19 protein-coding genes are annotated in these 16,860 nt (G+C 72.6%); 9 read left to right on the top strand and 10 right to left on the bottom strand.

Features of this window, described 5'->3' with window-relative positions:
• Positions 1 to 14 precede the first annotated feature (14 nt).
• From ACZ60T_RS04820 to ACZ60T_RS04785, 8 genes are all read left to right on the top strand, one after another.
• Positions 15 to 1,364 (top strand): aromatic ring-hydroxylating dioxygenase subunit alpha, encoded by a 1,350-nt coding sequence (locus tag ACZ60T_RS04820; protein WP_365629371.1) that lies wholly within the window; start codon positions 15 to 17, stop codon positions 1,362 to 1,364.
• A complete protein-coding gene (locus tag ACZ60T_RS04815) occupies positions 1,361 to 1,696 on the top strand; it encodes a non-heme iron oxygenase ferredoxin subunit (RefSeq protein WP_365629368.1) in 336 nt (111 codons plus the stop codon). The genes ACZ60T_RS04820 and ACZ60T_RS04815 overlap by 4 nt, the downstream gene beginning before the upstream one ends.
• A complete protein-coding gene (locus ACZ60T_RS04810) occupies positions 1,693 to 2,907 on the top strand; it encodes an NAD(P)/FAD-dependent oxidoreductase (protein ID WP_469664419.1) in 1,215 nt (404 codons plus the stop codon). Before ACZ60T_RS04815 ends, ACZ60T_RS04810 begins: the two co-directional genes overlap by 4 nt.
• Positions 2,908 to 2,975: 68 nt before the next feature.
• Complete coding sequence (locus ACZ60T_RS04805; protein WP_365629362.1) at positions 2,976 to 3,551, top strand: 3-phenylpropionate/cinnamic acid dioxygenase subunit beta; 576 nt, start codon at positions 2,976 to 2,978, stop codon at positions 3,549 to 3,551.
• A gap of 105 nt (positions 3,552 to 3,656) precedes the next feature.
• Positions 3,657 to 4,514, top strand: coding sequence for an alpha/beta fold hydrolase (locus tag ACZ60T_RS04800; protein ID WP_365629359.1), 858 nt, complete (start codon positions 3,657 to 3,659; stop codon positions 4,512 to 4,514).
• The gene (gene hcaB, locus ACZ60T_RS04795; protein WP_365629356.1) at positions 4,511 to 5,347 is read left to right on the top strand and encodes a 3-(cis-5,6-dihydroxycyclohexa-1,3-dien-1-yl)propanoate dehydrogenase; all 837 of its coding nucleotides are present in this window, start codon (positions 4,511 to 4,513) and stop codon (positions 5,345 to 5,347) included. The genes ACZ60T_RS04800 and hcaB overlap by 4 nt, the downstream gene beginning before the upstream one ends.
• Complete coding sequence (locus ACZ60T_RS04790; RefSeq protein ID WP_469664416.1) at positions 5,347 to 6,951, top strand: acyl-CoA synthetase; 1,605 nt, start codon at positions 5,347 to 5,349, stop codon at positions 6,949 to 6,951. Before hcaB ends, ACZ60T_RS04790 begins: the two co-directional genes overlap by 1 nt.
• Before the next feature lies 1 nt (position 6,952).
• A complete protein-coding gene (locus ACZ60T_RS04785; RefSeq protein ID WP_469664414.1) occupies positions 6,953 to 7,414 on the top strand; it encodes a hypothetical protein in 462 nt (153 codons plus the stop codon).
• 79 nt (positions 7,415 to 7,493) lie between these two features.
• Here the strand turns inward: ACZ60T_RS04785 and ACZ60T_RS04780 are convergent, their stop codons facing one another.
• Both ACZ60T_RS04780 and ACZ60T_RS04775 read right to left on the bottom strand, forming a co-directional pair.
• The gene (locus ACZ60T_RS04780) at positions 7,494 to 7,880 is read right to left on the bottom strand and encodes a peptidase inhibitor family I36 protein (RefSeq protein WP_365629347.1); all 387 of its coding nucleotides are present in this window, start codon (positions 7,878 to 7,880) and stop codon (positions 7,494 to 7,496) included.
• 251 nt (positions 7,881 to 8,131) lie between these two features.
• Complete coding sequence (locus ACZ60T_RS04775) at positions 8,132 to 9,232, bottom strand: hypothetical protein (RefSeq protein ID WP_469664412.1); 1,101 nt, start codon at positions 9,230 to 9,232, stop codon at positions 8,132 to 8,134.
• A 310-nt stretch (positions 9,233 to 9,542) separates the two neighbouring features.
• On the opposite strand from ACZ60T_RS04775, the gene ACZ60T_RS04770 reads away from it, so the two are divergent.
• The gene (locus tag ACZ60T_RS04770) at positions 9,543 to 9,758 is read left to right on the top strand and encodes a hypothetical protein (protein ID WP_252424202.1); all 216 of its coding nucleotides are present in this window, start codon (positions 9,543 to 9,545) and stop codon (positions 9,756 to 9,758) included.
• A 30-nt stretch (positions 9,759 to 9,788) separates the two neighbouring features.
• Here ACZ60T_RS04770 and ACZ60T_RS04765 read toward each other — a convergent pair whose 3' ends face one another.
• The 8 genes from ACZ60T_RS04765 to ACZ60T_RS04730 all read right to left on the bottom strand — a co-directional run bounded on the left by ACZ60T_RS04765 (position 9,789) and on the right by ACZ60T_RS04730 (position 16,852).
• Positions 9,789 to 10,235, bottom strand: a complete 447-nt coding sequence (locus ACZ60T_RS04765) for a hypothetical protein (protein WP_469664410.1) — start codon at positions 10,233 to 10,235, stop codon at positions 9,789 to 9,791.
• Between the two features lie 74 nt (positions 10,236 to 10,309).
• On the bottom strand, positions 10,310 to 11,020 hold the full coding sequence (locus ACZ60T_RS04760; RefSeq protein ID WP_365629337.1) for a discoidin domain-containing protein: 711 nt from the start codon (positions 11,018 to 11,020) through the stop codon (positions 10,310 to 10,312).
• Between the two features lie 124 nt (positions 11,021 to 11,144).
• Entirely contained in the window at positions 11,145 to 11,597 is a 453-nt protein-coding gene (locus tag ACZ60T_RS04755; protein ID WP_469664408.1) for a hypothetical protein, read from the bottom strand.
• Between the two features lie 73 nt (positions 11,598 to 11,670).
• Positions 11,671 to 12,231, bottom strand: coding sequence for a phage tail protein (locus ACZ60T_RS04750; protein ID WP_469664406.1), 561 nt, complete (start codon positions 12,229 to 12,231; stop codon positions 11,671 to 11,673).
• Positions 12,232 to 14,199 carry a putative baseplate assembly protein gene (locus ACZ60T_RS04745; RefSeq protein ID WP_469664404.1) on the bottom strand — a complete coding sequence of 656 codons (1,968 nt, stop codon included), beginning with the start codon at positions 14,197 to 14,199 and terminating at the stop codon, positions 12,232 to 12,234. It abuts the gene before it with no gap.
• Positions 14,196 to 14,603, bottom strand: coding sequence for a GPW/gp25 family protein (locus ACZ60T_RS04740; RefSeq protein ID WP_365629325.1), 408 nt, complete (start codon positions 14,601 to 14,603; stop codon positions 14,196 to 14,198). Before ACZ60T_RS04740 ends, ACZ60T_RS04745 begins: the two co-directional genes overlap by 4 nt.
• 4 nt (positions 14,604 to 14,607) lie before the next feature.
• Entirely contained in the window at positions 14,608 to 14,883 is a 276-nt protein-coding gene (locus tag ACZ60T_RS04735) for a PAAR domain-containing protein (RefSeq protein ID WP_365629322.1), read from the bottom strand.
• Positions 14,884 to 14,944: 61 nt separating this feature from the next.
• Complete coding sequence (locus ACZ60T_RS04730; protein WP_469664401.1) at positions 14,945 to 16,852, bottom strand: VgrG-related protein; 1,908 nt, start codon at positions 16,850 to 16,852, stop codon at positions 14,945 to 14,947.
• Positions 16,853 to 16,860 lie beyond the last annotated feature (8 nt).

Genomic DNA, 16,860 nt, shown 5'->3' with positions numbered 1-16,860 from the left:
GTTTGCCTAAGGCCATGACCTCGACGAACGAACCCCAGGGCGCGGCCACGACGGCCCCGCGCGGGGCCCTGCGGCGCCCGGGAGACCTGGCACGGAACATCGACGTCTCCGGGCTCGTGGACACCGAGGGCGGGCTGCTGGACCGGGTGGTCTTCACCGACCAGCAGCTCTACCGGCAGGAGCTGCGCCGCGTCTTCGCCCCGAGCTGGCTGTTCCTGGCCCACACCGACCAGTTCCACAAGCCGGGTGACTTCTTCACCACGTACATGGGCGAGGACCCCGTCATCGTCACCCTCGACCGTGACCGGCACATCCGTGCCTACCTCAACTCCTGTCGGCACCGCGGCGCCCGCGTCTGCCGCGCCGACGCCGGCACCACGCGCAACTTCACCTGCACCTACCACGGCTGGTCCTTCAACCTGGACGGCGCGTTGGTCAGCGTGCCCAACCAGGACGGCTACCCCGAGTCCTTCGAGACGGGGGAGTGGGGCCTGGTGGAGGTCCCGCACGTGGAGACGTACCAGGGGCTGATCTTCGGCACCTGGAACCCCGAACCCGTGTCCCTGCGCGAGTCACTCGGCGACATGGCCTGGTACATGGACGCGATGCTCGACCACGACGACGAGGGCACGGTCGTGGTGGGCGGCGTCCACAAGTGGGTCCTGGAGGGCAACTGGAAGCTGGCGGCCGAGCAGTTCGCCACCGACTGGTACCACGTCAACATGAGCCACGCCTCGGCGCTCATGGCGCTCGCCCCGGCGGGCAAGAAGCCCAAGGACGAGGTCGTCCACCGCACCGGCCGCCAGTACTCCGACGCGAACGGCAACGGCGCGGGCTTCCCGGTCCACCCCAGGAACCGGTTCGACGCCCAGACCGTGCACCAGTGGATGGACTACGACGCGCTGCGCGCACGCCTCGGCGAGGCCCGTGTCGAGGGTCCGCTGACCAACGGCCACGCCACCGTCTTCCCCAACTTCTCCTACCTCCCCGTCAACGGCTCGCTGCGCGTCTGGCACCCCAAGGGCCCCGACAAGATGGAGGTCTGGGCCTGGACGATCGTCGACAAGTCGATGCCGCCCGAGGTGCGTGAGGCCCAACGCCTGTACAACCTGCGCACGTTCGGACCGAGCGGCATCTTCGAGCAGGACGACGGCGAGAACTGGAGCGAGTGCCAGGCCATCTCCCACGGCTTCATCACCAACAACGTGGCCCTCAACTACCAGATGGGGATGGGCTCCGAGCGTGCGGACGGCCGCTACCCCGGCACGACCAGCGAGCTGTACAGCGACGCGGCCGGACGCGCCTTCTACACCCGCTGGCGCGACCTGATGAACACCCCCGCCTGGCACGAGGAGCAGAAATGAGTGACGGCATCCGCGTCGCGGCCCTGGACGACATCCCCCAGGGCGAGGGCATCGCCATCGACAAGGCGGTCACCGGCACCGCCGACGACATCGCCCTGCTGCGCGACACCGACGACAGCGTGTACGCGCTGGACGACACCTGCACCCACGGGGACGCCTCGCTCGCCGAGGGCTGGGTGGAGGACGGGTACGTCGAATGCCCGCTGCACTCCAGCAAGTTCTGCCTGAAGAACGGCGACGTCCAGGGCCTGCCCGCCACCCGCAACGCCTGCCCGCACCGCGTCGAGGTGCGCGACGGCGAGGTCTACCTCTTCCCGGGGGAGACGCCGTGACCGACCGTGTGGTGATCGTGGGCGGCGGGATCGCGGGCGTCAGCACCGCCGCGGCCCTGCGCGCAGGAGGCTTCGAGGGTGACCTCTGCCTCGTCGACGCGGGCGAATTCCCCTATGACCGCCCGCCGTTGTCGAAGGCCTTCCTGGCCGGGACCAAGGACCTCGGGCAGATCGCCCTCCAGACGTCCGACTGGTACGACGACCAGCGGGTCCGCCTGGTCAACCGGGCGATCGTGACGGCCCTGAGGCCGAGCGACGGCGCCGTGGAGCTGGCGGACGGCCGACTGCTGCCCGCCGACCGGGTCGTCCTCGCGACCGGCGGCGGCGCCGCCCGGCCCCCGATCCCGGGAGCGGGCAGCGACCGCGTCCACGTCCTGCGCACCGCGGACGACGCCGACCGGCTGCGCCCGGCGCTCTTCCCCGGCGCCCGGCTGCTGGTCGTCGGCGCCGGACTGATCGGCGCCGAGGTCGCCGCCACCGCCGTAGGCCTCGGCTGCGAGGTCGTGCTGGTCGACCCGGTGGCCACCCCCCTCGTCGCGCCGCTCGGCCCGGAACTGGCCACCTGGCTGCACACCCTGCACACCCGGCACCGGGTCACGACCGCACAGGCCGCCGCGGAGTCCTTCACGGACCGCCCCGACGGCATCGAGGCACGCTTCACGGGCGACGCCACACCGCAGCTCTTCGACGCGGTGGTGCTCGGCGTCGGCATGGTGCCGTGCACCGAACTCGCCGCGGCGGCCGGGCTGGAGGTCGACCGGGGCATCGTCGTGGACACCCGTCAGGTCACCTCGAACCCGGCGGTGCTCGCCGTCGGCGACCCCGCGCGGACCCGCCACGAGGGCACCCTCCTGCCACGCACCGAACACTGGGAAGCCGCCCAGCACGACGGCGCCCGCGCGGCGGCCACCGTCCTCGGCACCCCGCCCCCGGCCCCGACCGCCCCCTGGTTCTGGACCGACCGGCACGGACACCACATCGAAGGCGTGGGCACCATGGCCGACGCCACGCGGACGGTCCTGCGCGGCTCCCTGGACGACCCGTCCTTCGCGGTCTTCGGGCTGCGCGACGAACAGGTCGTCGCGGCGGCCGCCGTCGACGACCCGTCCGCCGTACGGGCCGCCCGCCGGATGATCGACCGCCGCGTCACGGTCGACGCCGCCCGACTGGCCGACCCGGCCGTCAACCTGCGCACGCTGCTGCGCGGTTGACGTGCCGGTGTGCCGACCAGCGGCACACCCCGTAACGCCTCGCCCCGCAGAAGGGATCGAATGACACCGTGAGCACAGCCATCGAGCAGAACCGGTCACGCGCGGGGGCGCGCGCCGACCGTGACACGCACTTCGAGGTGGAGCAGTTCTACTACGAGGAGGCCGACCTCCTCGACGCCGGCCGCTACGCCGACTGGCTCGACCTGCTCGCCGACGACCTCGACTACTGGATGCCGACCCGCACCAACCGACTGCGCCGCCAGCAGTCCCTGTCCGTGGCCGCGCGCGGCGAGGCCGCCTTCTACGACGAGAGCAAGGACAGCCTCGCCTGGCGCGTACGCCGGTTCGACTCCGGCATGGCCTGGGCCGAGGACCCGCCCTCGCGGACCCGGCACCTGGTGACGAACGTGATGGTGCGGCATGTGGACCCCGCCGAGCACGACGGGTTCACCGCCGACGACCTGTGGGTGCGCTCGGCGTTCCTCGTCTACCGCAACCGGCTGGAGCGCGAGGAGAACGTCTTCGCGGGCAGCCGTACCGACATCCTGCGCCGCGGCGGCGACCGCGGCCTCCAGGTGGCCCGCAGGACCATCCTCCTGGAGCAGAACATCCTCCAGGCGAAGAACATCTCCACGTTCTTCTGAGCGGCGGTCCGTCCTCGCGTCGTACCGCCCCACCACCTCGCTCCCGCCGACCTCCTGCCGACTCCTGCCGATCTCTCCTGCCGATCTCCTTGTGAGGGACATCCCGTGACCGACCTCGACCTCAAGCACCACCGCGTGCCCACCTCGCTGGGTGATATCGCGGTGGCCGAAACCGGCGAAGGGCCCGTGCTGGTGATGCTGCACGGCGGCGGCCCCGGCGCCTCCGGTGCTGCCAACTACCACCAGAACCTCCCCGCCCTGGCCCGGCACTTCCGTGTCGTCCTGCCGGACCAGCCCGGCTTCGGCGACAGCTACCGCCCGAGCGAGGAGGAGCTGGGGCAGCGGTCGATCACCGAGATCACCGTGGACGCCCTCTACCAGGCCCTCGACGCCCTCGGCATCGACACCTTCCACCTGCTGGGCAACAGCCTCGGTGGCGCCGCCGCCCTCGCCATGGCCCAGCAGCGCCCGGAGCGGGTGACCCGCCTGGTGCTGATGGCCCCCGGCGGCGGCTGGCTGCCCTTCGGCCCCACGCCCACCGAGGGCCAGAAGGAGATGTTCCGCTACTACAACGGCGGCGGCCCCAGCGAGAAGAAGATGGCCGCGTTCATCCGCACCATGGTCTTCGACCACCGCCAGTTCGGCGAGGACGTCGTACGGGCCCGCTACGAGGCCTCCCTCGACGAGAGCCACATCGCCTTCTACCACCGCTACAACGCGGCGTTCGCCCGGCGCGGCGGCATGGACCCGCTCTGGCGTGAGCTGCATCGCATCACCGCGCCCACCCTTCTGCTGTGGGGCCGTGACGACCGTACGATCACCCTTGACGGCGCGCAGCTCATGCTCAAGAACATCCGGGACGTGCAACTGCACGTGTTCGGCCGCTGCGGCCACTGGGTGCAGCTCGAGCGGCAGCGCGAGTTCGACGAACTGGTCACCGGATTCCTCAGGGAGCAGGCATGAGCGGCGGCTGGCTCGAGGGGTACTCGGCCCTGATCACCGGCGGCGGGTCCGGCATCGGCCGCGCCGTCGCCGAACGCTTCCTCGCCGAGGGAGCCTCCGTCACGATCCTCGGCCGGGACGACGACCGGCTGCAGGAGGTCGTGCGCTCGGTCGCCGACCCGTCCCGTATCCACACGGTCACGGCGGACGTGCGTGACGGCGCGGCTCTCGCCGCCGCCGTCGCCGAGACCGTCGACCGCTTCGGCAAGCTGGACACCCTCGTCGCCAACGCCGGGGTGTGGGACTACCAGCGCCAGCTCACCCGGCTCAGCCCCGAGGAGGTGGACACCGCCTTCGACGAGATCTTCTCCGTCAACGTCAAGGGGTATCTGCTGGCCGCCCAGGCGGCCTGGCGCGAGCTGGTGAAGACGCGCGGCAGCATCGTCATGACCCTGTCCAACGCCTCCTTCTACGTCAACGGCGGCGGCCCCCTCTACACGGCGAGCAAGCACGCCTGCCTGGGCCTGATGCGCGAGCTGGCCTACGAACTCGCCCCCAAGGTCCGGGTCAACGGCGTGGCCTGCGGCGGCATGAACACCGATCTGCGCGGGCCCGAGACCCTCGCCCTGGCCGGGCGTTCGATCTCGGCGTCCTTCGCGAAGAAGGGCCCGGACACCCCGCCGCCGCCCATCCCGCTGCACGACTCCAGCACGGAACCGCGTGACTTCACCGGCCCGTACGTGCTGCTCGCCTCCCGCGCCCAAAGTGGTCCCATCACCGGACATGCGATCTCCGTCGACGGCGGCATCGGCGTACGCGGATTCGCGCGTGCCGCCGGCGGCGACGACCTCTGATGCTCGATGAGGAGCCGACCGTGACTACGCCCCACCCGCTCAACTCCGGCCTGAGAGTCGACCTCAACCCGGCCGCCGCGATCGCGCGCAACGCCCGCCACCAGGGCGACACCGTCGCCGTCCGCTACGAGGGCGGCGACCTCACCTACGCCCGGCTCGACGACCGGTCCGCCCGGCTGGCGACCGTTCTGGCCGAGGGCGGCATCAGCGACGGCGACCGGGTCGCCTACCTCGGCCTCAACAGCGGCGCCTTCCTGGTGACCATGCTGGCCGCCTTCCGGCTCGGCGCCGTGTTCGTCCCCGTCAACTACCGGCTGGCCGAACCGGAGCTGGAGCGTGTGCTGCACGGCAGCGGTGCCACGGTCGTGGTCTGCGAGGAAGGGCACCGCGAGAGCGTCGAGCGCGTGCGCGAGGGGACCCTGCTGACCCGCTTCCTCCTCGTGGACGACGACCCGGAGGCCCCGACGGCGGGCGCGGCGGGCTGGGAGCCCTGGTCCCCGCTGCTGGAGACCGCCCTGCCCACCCCGGCCCTGGCCGTCAAGCACGCCGACGACGCGGCGATCCTGATGTTCACCTCGGGCACCACCGGAGCGCCCAAGGGGGTCGTGCTGACGCACGGCAACGCCTGGTGGAACGCCGTCAACGTCGAACTGCGGCTGGACACCCGCCGCGGCGACGTCACCTACGCCGCCGCCCCGCTCTTCCACATCGGGGCCCTGAACAGCTTCGTGCTGCGCACCCTGGTGCGCGGCGGCACGGTGGTGGTGCGCCGCGCCTTCGACCCGCAGGCCTGTCTGGACGACGTGGTCACCCACCGGGTCAACTCGATGTTCGGGGTGCCCCAGATGTTCGGTGCCCTGGCCCGCGTGCCCGGCGTCTTCGAGCGGGACCTGAGCCATCTGCGGGCCGTCGTGGTCGCGGGCGCCCCCGTGCCGCCCTCGCTGATAGAGCAGTACGCGGCCCAGGGCGTGCTCCTCCAGCAGGCGTGGGGACTGACCGAGACCGCCCCCTTCGCCACCCATCTGCCGGCCGAGCGCACCCTGGACAAGATCGGCTCCGCGGGCATCCCGATGCCCTTCACCGAGGTCCGCGTCGTCGACATGGTCACCCAGGAGCCGCTGAAGCCCGGCGAGCCCGGCGAGATCGTCGTCCGCGGCCCCAACGTCACCGCCGGGTACTGGAACAACCCGGAGGCGACGCGCGCGGCCTTCGACGACGAGGGATGGTTCCACTCCGGCGACATCGGCCACCTCGACGAGGACGGCTTCCTGTACATCGTGGACCGCCTCAAGGACATGATCATCAGCGGTGGTGAGAACGTCTATCCGGCCGAGGTCGAGCGGGTCCTGGCCGCCATGCCGGGCGTGCTCGACGTCGCCGTGGTCGGGGTCCCCGACGAGCAGTGGGGCGAGACCGTGGCCGCCGTGGTGACCGTGGCGGACCCCGAGGCGATGACCCTGGAGGACGTCCGGGCCTACGCCGCCGGGCAGTTGGCCCGGTACAAGCTGCCGCGCCGTCTCACGCTCGTGCCCGTCCTCCCGCGCAACACCTCCGGGAAGCTGGACAAGACCGTCATCCGGCGCCTGGCCGAAGAGGAGGACTGAGGTGTTCGCGGTTCCCGCCCTGCCCGCGCTGCCCGTCCCGGGCGCCCGGACGGCCACGGTGGAGTCCTGGACGCGCTTCACGGGCCGACTGCGCCTGTCCGGGCCGGGCGCCGACGTCGGTGTCCAGGTGGAACGCTGCGCGGCCGGGCGGCTCCGGGACGCGTACCCGGCCGGAGCCCGCGACCTGGAGGTGCGGATCGACGGCGGCTGCCCGGACGGCGACGCGCGGGCCGCGCTGCTCCGGGACCTGGTGGACGCGATCGGCGCGGCGGATCCGCACTGCCGCAGAGTCGTCCACGCCGTCGCGGAGGGGGACCACGACGGCCTCGCGGCGGCGGCGCGCGCCGGCTTCCGCCATGTCGTCGACGTGGACCTCGGGCAGCAGCAGCTCAGCCTGCTGGTGGCCGAGCCGGACTGGGTCACCGCCACCGACATGGACCTGGCGCACGTCCCCGGTAGCTGAGCCCGTACACCACCGCCGTACCCCTGTGGACACGCGCAGAGTCCACAGGGGTACGGCGCGGTCGCTCGCGCGCGGCTGCCTACTGCGGCCGGAAGGACCGGATCTGGTAGTTGCCCTGGAGGTTGCCGCCGTGGCCGGCCGGGGTGGAACCGACGCGGTGGTTGAAGTTGGTGCCCGTGTAGTACTGGATCCGGTGCCCGGTTCCGTTCCACAGCGAGCGGACGTTCCTGTTGCTCCGGATGAAGGAGCAGTCGTCGGCGGTGTTCGCCTTGCTGGCCTGCCGCCACTGACAGCGGGCCCCTCCGCCGTTGTAGTCGCTGTAGATGCAGAAGTACCCCGGGGTGCAACTGAAGGCGGCCCGGTGGACCGTGGGCGCGGGCGTCGCGGCCGAGGCCGCGACGGGGACGCCTCCGAAGGCGGCGGCCAGTGCGACAGCGGCGAGGGTGAACGAGCGGAAACGGCGCATGCCATGGACTCCTTCTCCTCCCCGGACGTCCCGGGCGGACGTGCCACCCGGGACAGGGGAGGTTCAGCGGGATCGTCTGCTCACGAGGACGCCACAGCGGCGGAACCGCGAGCAAGGACAAGGCCGGTAAACCGCCCGTTAAGGGGAAAGAGGGGCGAAGTCGGGGCGCGGTGTCGTACGAGGGGCGGTACGAGGGCGCGGGCCACGCGTGCCCGCGCCCTCGTACCGGGCGCGCGGCCGCGCCCCGGAGATCACGCGCCGGCGCTGCTGGTGGCGCCGTCCTGCGCGGTCGCGGACTTGGTGCCGAGCGCGCTCTTGGCCGCGTTGATCACCGTGTCGCGCTGCCGGTGGTGCCGCTCGTACTCCAGTACCTGCCGCACCACACGGTCGGAGACGTTGCGCAGATGCGTCTTGACGCGCTCCGGCCCCATCGTGTCGTATCCGGCCCAGGGCTCGTCCTCGCGAAGATGCCTGATGGCCTGCAACACTCCGGCACGGCCCGCGTGGGAGCGCTCGTAGCCCTCGATCACCGTCAGCTCGGTCTGGGACAGGCCGCGCAGCCGCTGCTGGATCTCCGTGAGGCCGAGCTGACCGAAGCCGGGGATCGGCAGATCCCTGTCACGGGCCCGCTCTGCCAAGCGGGTGACATCGGGTACGTCGCGCAGAGCGCCCTCGGCCTGGTACCGCGCGCGCCTGGTGCCTCTGCGGAACGCGGACCGCAGGCGGGACATGGCCACCCGCACCCTGCGCCTGACCAGGTACAGCAGCCTGCGGCGGTCGGTGGCTCCGGGCCGCGGGGAACGGTGGCCGTCGGTGGCCGTCGCCACGGCCATGGCCCGGCGGGCGAGATCCTCCTCGAGGGTCTCCAGCATCTGCTCGTCCTGGCGGCACAGCACGGACAGCAGCTCGGCGGTCTCCCGGTCGTGGAACTGTTCCGCGATGTTCTTGCCCACCTGACAGGTGGCCAGCGCACGGGCCGCGACGGCGTACGCCTCCTCGGTGTTCTTCAGCAGCCGACGCTCGTCCGCGGGCCGACGGCCGTGCGCCGTCTCCGTCACGACCGCCGCCCCCGCCCTCAGGGGCAGCACGGCCGCCCGCACGGCACCGCGGGTCATGGACCGCGTCAACCGCGCGGCGGTGGAGAACAGTCCGCGGGCCGGGCGTATCTCCCGGACCCGGTCCTCGATCCGTTCGAGGTGGTCCCGAGCCTCGGCCACCTGGCGTTCGAGCCGTTGCCGCCGGACGCCCGGCGGGGTGATGGTCGCATCCGTCCGGAAGCGGTCGACGACCGCCGCGTGGGCCTCACGGGCGTCCTCCAACGCCGGTATCAGGACATCCGTCATCGCTGCCATGAGCTGCTCCTGGTGGGTCGGGTACGGCACCGCGGCCGCGTACGAGGAAGGGCGGCCCGCCGTCCCTCGCCCGTGGCCGGGTGACCGAACCCATCCTGCGGAACGTTCCGGAAGATCGCCCGGCGAGCCGCCCGCTCCCCGGCCCGTCCACGCAGGTGGCGCGGGACCGGGCGGAGAGAGGTCACCGCTGCTGATCGAGTGGTGGATCCCTCGGGTCCGGGTGGATTCTGGTCCTAGTCAGCCACAGACCGGCGCGGCGCACAGCGGCTCCGTCCCGGCGGTGGTGCTCCTTCCCTCACCGGGGGGCGACGTGAAAGTCGAACTGATCCAACGCGCCGCCGACGTGCTGGTCGACGTCCCGGACGACGTGCACGAGGAGATCATCAAGCTCATCGACGCGGTGGCCGAGGACCCGGAGGCCCAGATACCGGCGGACCTGGCCGCGGCCTTCGGCGAGTGGTGCTGGCTCGTGTACATCATTCACGAGGACGTGATCGAGGTACTGGACGTCGGCTGCGCACGGTGACGCCGGGACCGAGCCAGGGCCTGTCGCGGCTCACTCCAGCTCGGGCGGTCCGTCCCCGACGGGTTCCTCCTCGGGTACGGGAAGCGGCTGCCGCCACGGCGTGGAGGTGTCGATCCTCGGCGCGGTCCCGCGGATCGCCCGCGCCGAGGCCTCGGCGCGCGGGCTCGTCGGTACGGAGACGGCGACGGCACGGAAGGGCGCGGGGGGCCGGGTCTCGACGTAGACCACGGGTCTGCCGGGCCGCACCGCCACGAAGTCCTGCCCGCCTTGATGCGCACGCGTACCGATGCTCAGGGCACAGGGCAGCCACACGCCTCGCCCGGGGTCGCCGCGCAGCGCACGCCACCAGTCGGGTTCCACGACCACCCGGCACACCGCCGTCAGCGGCACGCGCACGCCGAAGCGGCGCGCCGCCGCCTTCTCCCACCACGACAGGCGGACGACCACGTCGTCACCCTTGACGAACATCCGTGCCATCGATCGCTCCGCTCCTCCCTGCCATCCTCACGCAGGGAGGCGTCGTCGGCGTCCGCGTACACCGGCGCCCGCGGTCACTGGCGCCCGAAGAACTCCACCTCGGCGACGGCCACCCGGCGGTCCGCGCGGACGCCGTAGGCGGCGTCCACGGTCAGCCGTACCCGCGTGACATCCGACCCTCGCACCGTGAAGCTCTGCTGGCCGGGCGCGTCGCTGAGGTTCAGGACCTTGCTGGTGCGCTCGCCCTCCGAGGAGACGAGGGTGACCGTGATCTTCGACGGCCGCGCCTGGCCCAGGAACTCGTCGGACTTCGTCGAACTCCCGGACGTGATCAGGAGTTCGCGCAGCCGCACCGGACGCTCGAAGTCGGCCTCCAGATACTGCCCCGTGCCACGGCCGGGGTCGGCCGGTGCCCAGTAGCGGTTGTTGAAGCCGTCGAAGGCCGCCTGCGCGCGGTGCGACGGCGCCTGGCTGGAGGCGCGCACCTGCGCGGGGTGCACCGGCTTCGGGTCACCGGTACTGCTCTCCGCGAAGGAGAACAGGTCGGTGAGCTGCGCACGGCCGAACCACGCCGCGACGAGGAGGACGAGCAGGAGCCACGGCAGCGTCAGGCGCGGTCGGCGCCACGCCCGGCGCTTGGGCCGGGTCCCGGCCGCCAGCGGCTGCCGTTCGCGGCGCGGCAGAAGCCGACGCCACCAGGGCGGCCGGGGCGCCTCGCCGGGGGCCCGCGCGGGGTCGAGCAGCGTCCCGCAGCGTACGCACAACCGCCGCTCGTACGGGTTCATGGCACGGCAGCTCGGGCAGGGGCGCTCGGGGCGGTGCGGCGGATCCTCCGGGCGGGGCGGTGGGTCCACGGGCGGTCCGGTGGGGTGGTCCGGGCCGGGGCCTGAGGGGTGGTGCGGGGGTTCGTCAGGGCGCCGGGGTGCGACTGCGGGCGGCGTCGGTGCGGTCCGCACGGCCGCCGGGGGTGGCGCCGAGGCGTCGGCCGAGGGCGCGCGTCGCGACGGAGACGGGGGCGACGGAGGCCGTGAAGGGGGCGGTGGTGGCGGAGAAGCGGGTGTCGGTGTCGACGGTGAGGGAGTGGCGGGCCGAGGTGCCGACGATGGGGGCGAGCCGGGCCCCGGTGTCGACGGCGGCGGGGATGCGGGCCGAGGCGTCGATGGCGGCGGAGTGGCGGGCCCCGGTGCCGACGGCGGGGGAGTGTCGGGCCGCGGTGTGCGCGGTGTCGGGGATGCGGGCCGCGACGGCGACCGTGGCGGAGACGCGGGCCGCGGCAGCGACTGTGGCGGAGACGCGGGTCGTGGCGGAGTCGTCGGGCCCGTCTCGGGAGTCGGCGGCTCGCCCCGCTCCTCGTCCTCCCACGCCAGGAACGCCTGGCAGGACGCGCAGAAGCGGGTGCCGGGCGTATTGCGATGGCCGCAGTCGGGGCAGATCATCACGCACCCGCCCCGTCCGCCGCCACGACCTCCACCGCGTACCCCACCTGCGCGGGCACCTCGGCCGCCACCAGCCGCTCCAGCCGCGCCCGGGTCGGCACCACGGCCTCCGCGTCCGCCACCCGCACCCGTACCCGCACCCAGGGCCGCGCCGCACCGGGCAGCGCCGACCCCGGATCGGCGGACCAGGACGTGGCGCCGCTCTCGCTGATCTCCGGTTCGAGGCCCGTCTCCACCCGGATCGCCGCGGCCAGCCCGGCCAGGGTGCCCCGCTGCCGGTGCCGGGCCACCGCACCGGCCACCACCGCCCGGCGCCGCTCGACCGGCCGCTCCCCGTCCACCTCCGCCGCCACCCACTCCGCCAGCCACGCCAGCAGATCCTCGGGCGCGGTGCGCGGATCCAGATGCGCGGGCAGGTTGTCCAGGGTGAGCAGCACCGGCGCCAACACCTCGTCCAGCGCGCTCAGGAACCCTTGGACGAAGGGCTGATCCTGGTAGACGGCGGGGAGTTGACGCAGCAGCGGGTGCGGCGTCGGCAGCCCCGGAAGTGTTGCGCGCACTCAGGCCTCCCTCACGCGCAACTGGTGTTCATAGCTGAACACCAGTGCGTGCCGGTCGAGTTCGATCTTCGTGGCGGCCTCACCGCGCCGCCCGGTGACCGGGTCCGCCGGGAACAGCCGTACGTCCTCGACGAGATCGACACCGGGCACGCGTTGCAGCACCGCGAACACCTCCCCGGAGTGCACCGGCCGCCCGAACGGCCAGCCCTCGCCCCGCGGCCCGCCCGTCAGCGGATTGAAGTAGCCGTACAGGGCCGCCAGCGCCGCCTCGCGCAGCCGGTCGGCCGCCGTCCCGCGGCCCGCCACCACCGAGGCGACCACGGTCACCCCCTGGTAGTAGGGCGGCTCCACGACCAGCCGGGTGCCGATCGGGCGCCGCTCGTCCAGATACGACGCGATCATCGCGAGCGTGTCCCGCGGCGGGATCAGCTCCTGGAACCGGATCCGGCCCTGCTCGTCATCACGACCTGCCGGTACCACCAACAGCCGTACGCCACCGGCCTGTTCGGAAGTCTCGTCGTCCCCCGACAGACCCGCCGGGACACACGCCACTCGCGCGGCGTCCGGTGCCACCTCGCGCGCCAGCAGCTCGTAGTCGCGCGGCACCACCGCCCGGTGCAGGGTGCGCAGCGTCATCGGCCCGCGCACCCGCGCGTTCTCCACCGTCTCGCCGTCCACCCCGCCGAGCGCAGGACGCCGGTTCTCCACCCGCGCCACGAACGGCAGCGAGCTGCGCAGCACCCGCAGCGCGCCCCGCGCCACATTGCCCCGCCGCCCCCCGCCCGTACGGTAGGACCGCACCCGCACCGCGGCGCTCTTCGGTGGCACCGCGCCGTACAGCCGCAGGGTGCCGTCGGACTCCCGTACGGCGGGTCCGAAGTCCACCTGCCCGGAGTTGGGGTCCAGGGTGAAGTGGCGGCCGTACGGCGTGGAGTGCGCGAAGTCGTCCACCCGCGTCCACTCCACCCACCCGTGCCCCTCCGCCACCTCCACCACGAACGGCTCCTCGCCCGCCACCACCGGCGGCCGGGCCACCCCGAACGCCTGCCCGGCCACCCCCTCCGACAGACCGAGGATCTCCTCCACGACGGTCTCGGCGTGCGCGGCCTCCACCGTGCCGCCGATGGTGAACGCGCTCGCCGCGCGGACCGTCGGGGAGGCCACATAGGTGGGCTGGTCCGGTGCGGCCTCGACCAGACGGCAGCGCAGCCAGCCGCCGGAGTGCCCGGCCACCACCGAGGCGGTGTGCCCGCCGGGCACATGCAGGATCACCTCACCGGCCTTGTTGAACCCGCCCGTGTCGTCCTTCTCGACCTCGCACACCACCCAGCCGGTGCCGTCCCACGCCTCCCACAGCAGCGGCGGGCGGCGCGGATCGACCCCGACCCCGTCCACCCGGCAGTCCAGCCGCAGGACCACCGCACAGCCGGGCACCGGCCCGGACAGTCCGACGTACAGGCAATCCCCGGGCGCGGGCGCGGCGTTGAAGCACGGCACATCGCGGCCGAGGGCCAACTCCTGTGAGCGATCAGCGGCGTTGCCGGTAGACGGCCAGGTGGCGAGATGGGACAGCGCGCACGGCACGACCGACAGATCCCGGCCGGTGGTGAACACCACCGCCTCCTCGGTCTCGGTGCGCACGGTGGCCACCTCGGTCCCGGCCGCGATCCGCACGGTGTCGGGCTGCGGCGCGGAGAGCCAGAACGTGGCATCGGTCCGCGCGGCCGTCGGCGGATACAACCGCACCCCGATGAGATCAAGGAAGGCCAGGTAGTTCTTGTCCGGCACCCGGTTCAGCCGGTACACGAGCTGATCGACCATGGTGGCGAACGCCTCGATCAGCGTGACACCCGGATCGGAGACGTTGTGGTCGGTCCACTCGGGGCAGCGCTGCTGCACCAACCGCTTGGCCTCGTCCACCAGTTGCTGGAAGCGCCGGTCGTCCAGGTTCGGGCTGGGGAGTGTCATACGGACCCCTCGTTGTCCGGGATCACATAGAACGGGAAGACCAGGTTGCGCGGATCGTTGGTGCCGCGCACCGCGTACCCGATGTCGATGTAGAGCACCCCGTCGTCCGCGTCGTCGAATCGTACGGAGACATCGGCCACCTCGATACGCGGCTCCCACCGTTCCAGCGCGAGCCGTACCTCGTAGGCGAGTTGACCGGCCGTGCCCGCGTCGGCGGGCGCGAACACGTAGTCGCCGAGCGCGCATCCGAACTCCGGGCGCATCGGCCGCTCGCCGGGCGAGGTGGCCAGGATCAGCCGGATCGACTCCGCTATCTCCCGCTCGTCCCGGACCAGCGCGATACTGCCGGTGGCGTCCGTCCGCGGGGGGAACGCCCAGCCCGCGCCGATGAATTGGCGGCCCATGCCGTCAGCCTCCGATCTGCACGCTCGGGCACCCGGACGTGATCGGCGCACCACAGCCCGCCGTGTCGCCGACCCGGGCGGCCGGTCGGCCACCGATGAGCACACTCGAACTGCCGGGCGGGGCAAGGGTGGACGGGCCGTGTGCGGCGGGCGAGGAGCACTGGTGCGCGGTGCCCACCGTCGCCGCGGGCTGCCCGCCGATCAGCACCGTGCGCTCTCCGGGCGGGCCGATCACCCCCGGATGCCCGGTGGGATCGCCGACGCGTGCGGCTGCTGGCATGTGCTCTGCCCCCTGACTGGTCCTGACCCGTTCCCTGTCGTGCCGTAGCTTGAGCTGCCGTTCAATTGATGCGTACGAGCGGCGCGTTGACGGTCAGCGTGCTGCCGCCCTTGAGTTCGGTGCGGGTGGTGCTGCCCACCGCCACCCGGTTGCCGCGCACCTCCACAGCGCCGTCCGTGGACAGCTTCACCTCACCGCTGCCGCCGTCCACCTGGACCCCGGTGCGAGAGGTGAGCTTCACGGCGTCACCGGTCAACTCCAAGGTGCCCTCGCCCGCGTCCAGTGCGACCCCGCTGCCCGCCTTGATCGAGACCTGCTCCTTCGCCTCGATCTCCACCGTGCCGTCGCTGTGCACCACGATGGTGGTGCCCTTGCGGTCGAGGTCGATCTTCAGCTTGCCGTCGCCCGTCACCAGCCGCACGCCCTGCGGGCCGTTCGCCGCGTCCAGCAACTCCAGCTTGTTGCCGCCCTTCGAACCGAACGCGCGCTTGTTGACGGCCCCGCTCGTCGGGTCGACGGCCGCGGTCTCCTGACCGTCCCCGGCGCCACCCGCACCACCGGCCTGCGCCGGACCACCGCCCTGCCCCGGCTTGTCCTGCCCGTTGTGGAGCCCGGCGAGCACGTACGGGCGGTCCAGACGGCCCTGTTCGAACCCGACCAGCACCTCGTCCCCGACCTCGGGGATGAACGCCTCCCCACCACCGGTCCCACCCGACTGCGCCGTCCGCGCCCAGTCGCTCGCGTACTCGTCGGACAGCCACGGGAACCGCACCTTCACCCGGCCGAGCCCCTCCGGGTCCTTGGTGTCCGTCACCGTGCCGTTCGCCAGCCCCGAACACCGCCCGGCCGCACCACCGTTGCTCCCCGAGCCACCGCCGGTGAGCCCGTACAGCGAACGCTCCTGCTGCCCCGAGACCGTCACCCAGGTCTCATAGCCACGCAGCGGATCGAACACATGCCGCGAGGACGTCACCGTGTACCGCCCCTCGAAGGGCGCGCCCACCCCGGCCAGCGTGACCGCGCCGCCCGCCCGCACCTCCGGATTGCCCCGGATCACCGCCTCCAACTCTGCGAACGACCCGGCGATCCGCGCCGCGAGCGACTTCGCCGCCTGATCCACCCGCGCCTGGTTGTCGTACGGCGCGTCCGACACCACGAAGTCCGCGTCGCCGAACGGCCGCGCCACCTCGGCTGCCGTCACCCCCAGCTCCAGCGTCGCCGCCTCACCCGCGTCGGCCCGGCCGATCAACGGCTGCTTGGCCCGTACGTCCCACCCCCGCACCTCGACCGCCGACACCTGCTCGGCGGCCGACACCCCGGCCCGGCAGCGCAACAGGTTGGCGCCCATCTCCAGGACCAGCGGATCACGGTCGGCCCGCGCGGACGTGTCCGGCGCGGCACTCGCCCCCGTGGGCTTCACGACATGGAGCTGACCATCCGTCACATGGAGCTGGGCACCCGCCTCTTCGACGAGTGCGCGCAGGAACTCCCAGTCACTGATGTTCGGTTGGGCCACATGCTCCAGGACCGGGCCCGCCACCTCCATCGTGCCGGGCTTCAACCCCGCCCGCCGCGCCACCTGCACACAGATGTCGGCGAGCGTCATGTTCTGGTAGCCGGCCACCCGACGGCCGCGGAAGAGGCGGTACGACTCGTCCAGGCCCCGCACCACCGTGAAGGTGCCCATATCGTCGATCTCCACCTCCAGCGCCGTCACACTCCCGGTGAACAGCGGACGCGGCGAGGGGCCACCACCGGCGGCGGCCAGCAGCCGCACCCGGGTCCCGATCCGTACCCCTGTCTGCTCCAGCAGCACCCGGCTCGGATCACGGAAGCGCAGCACGAACAGGTCCGGCAACGTACGACTGTCGTCCACATACCCCTCGACGAGGGTGTTCGCCTGGGCGGGCGACAGCGGACGGCCGTCGAACTCCACGACCAGGGTCTTGGCGACACTCTGACTGACCATGACCGGCC

The organism is Streptomyces sp. NPDC104371, from assembly GCF_055583785.1.
This window is presented reverse-complemented; position numbering and strand designations above follow the sequence as displayed.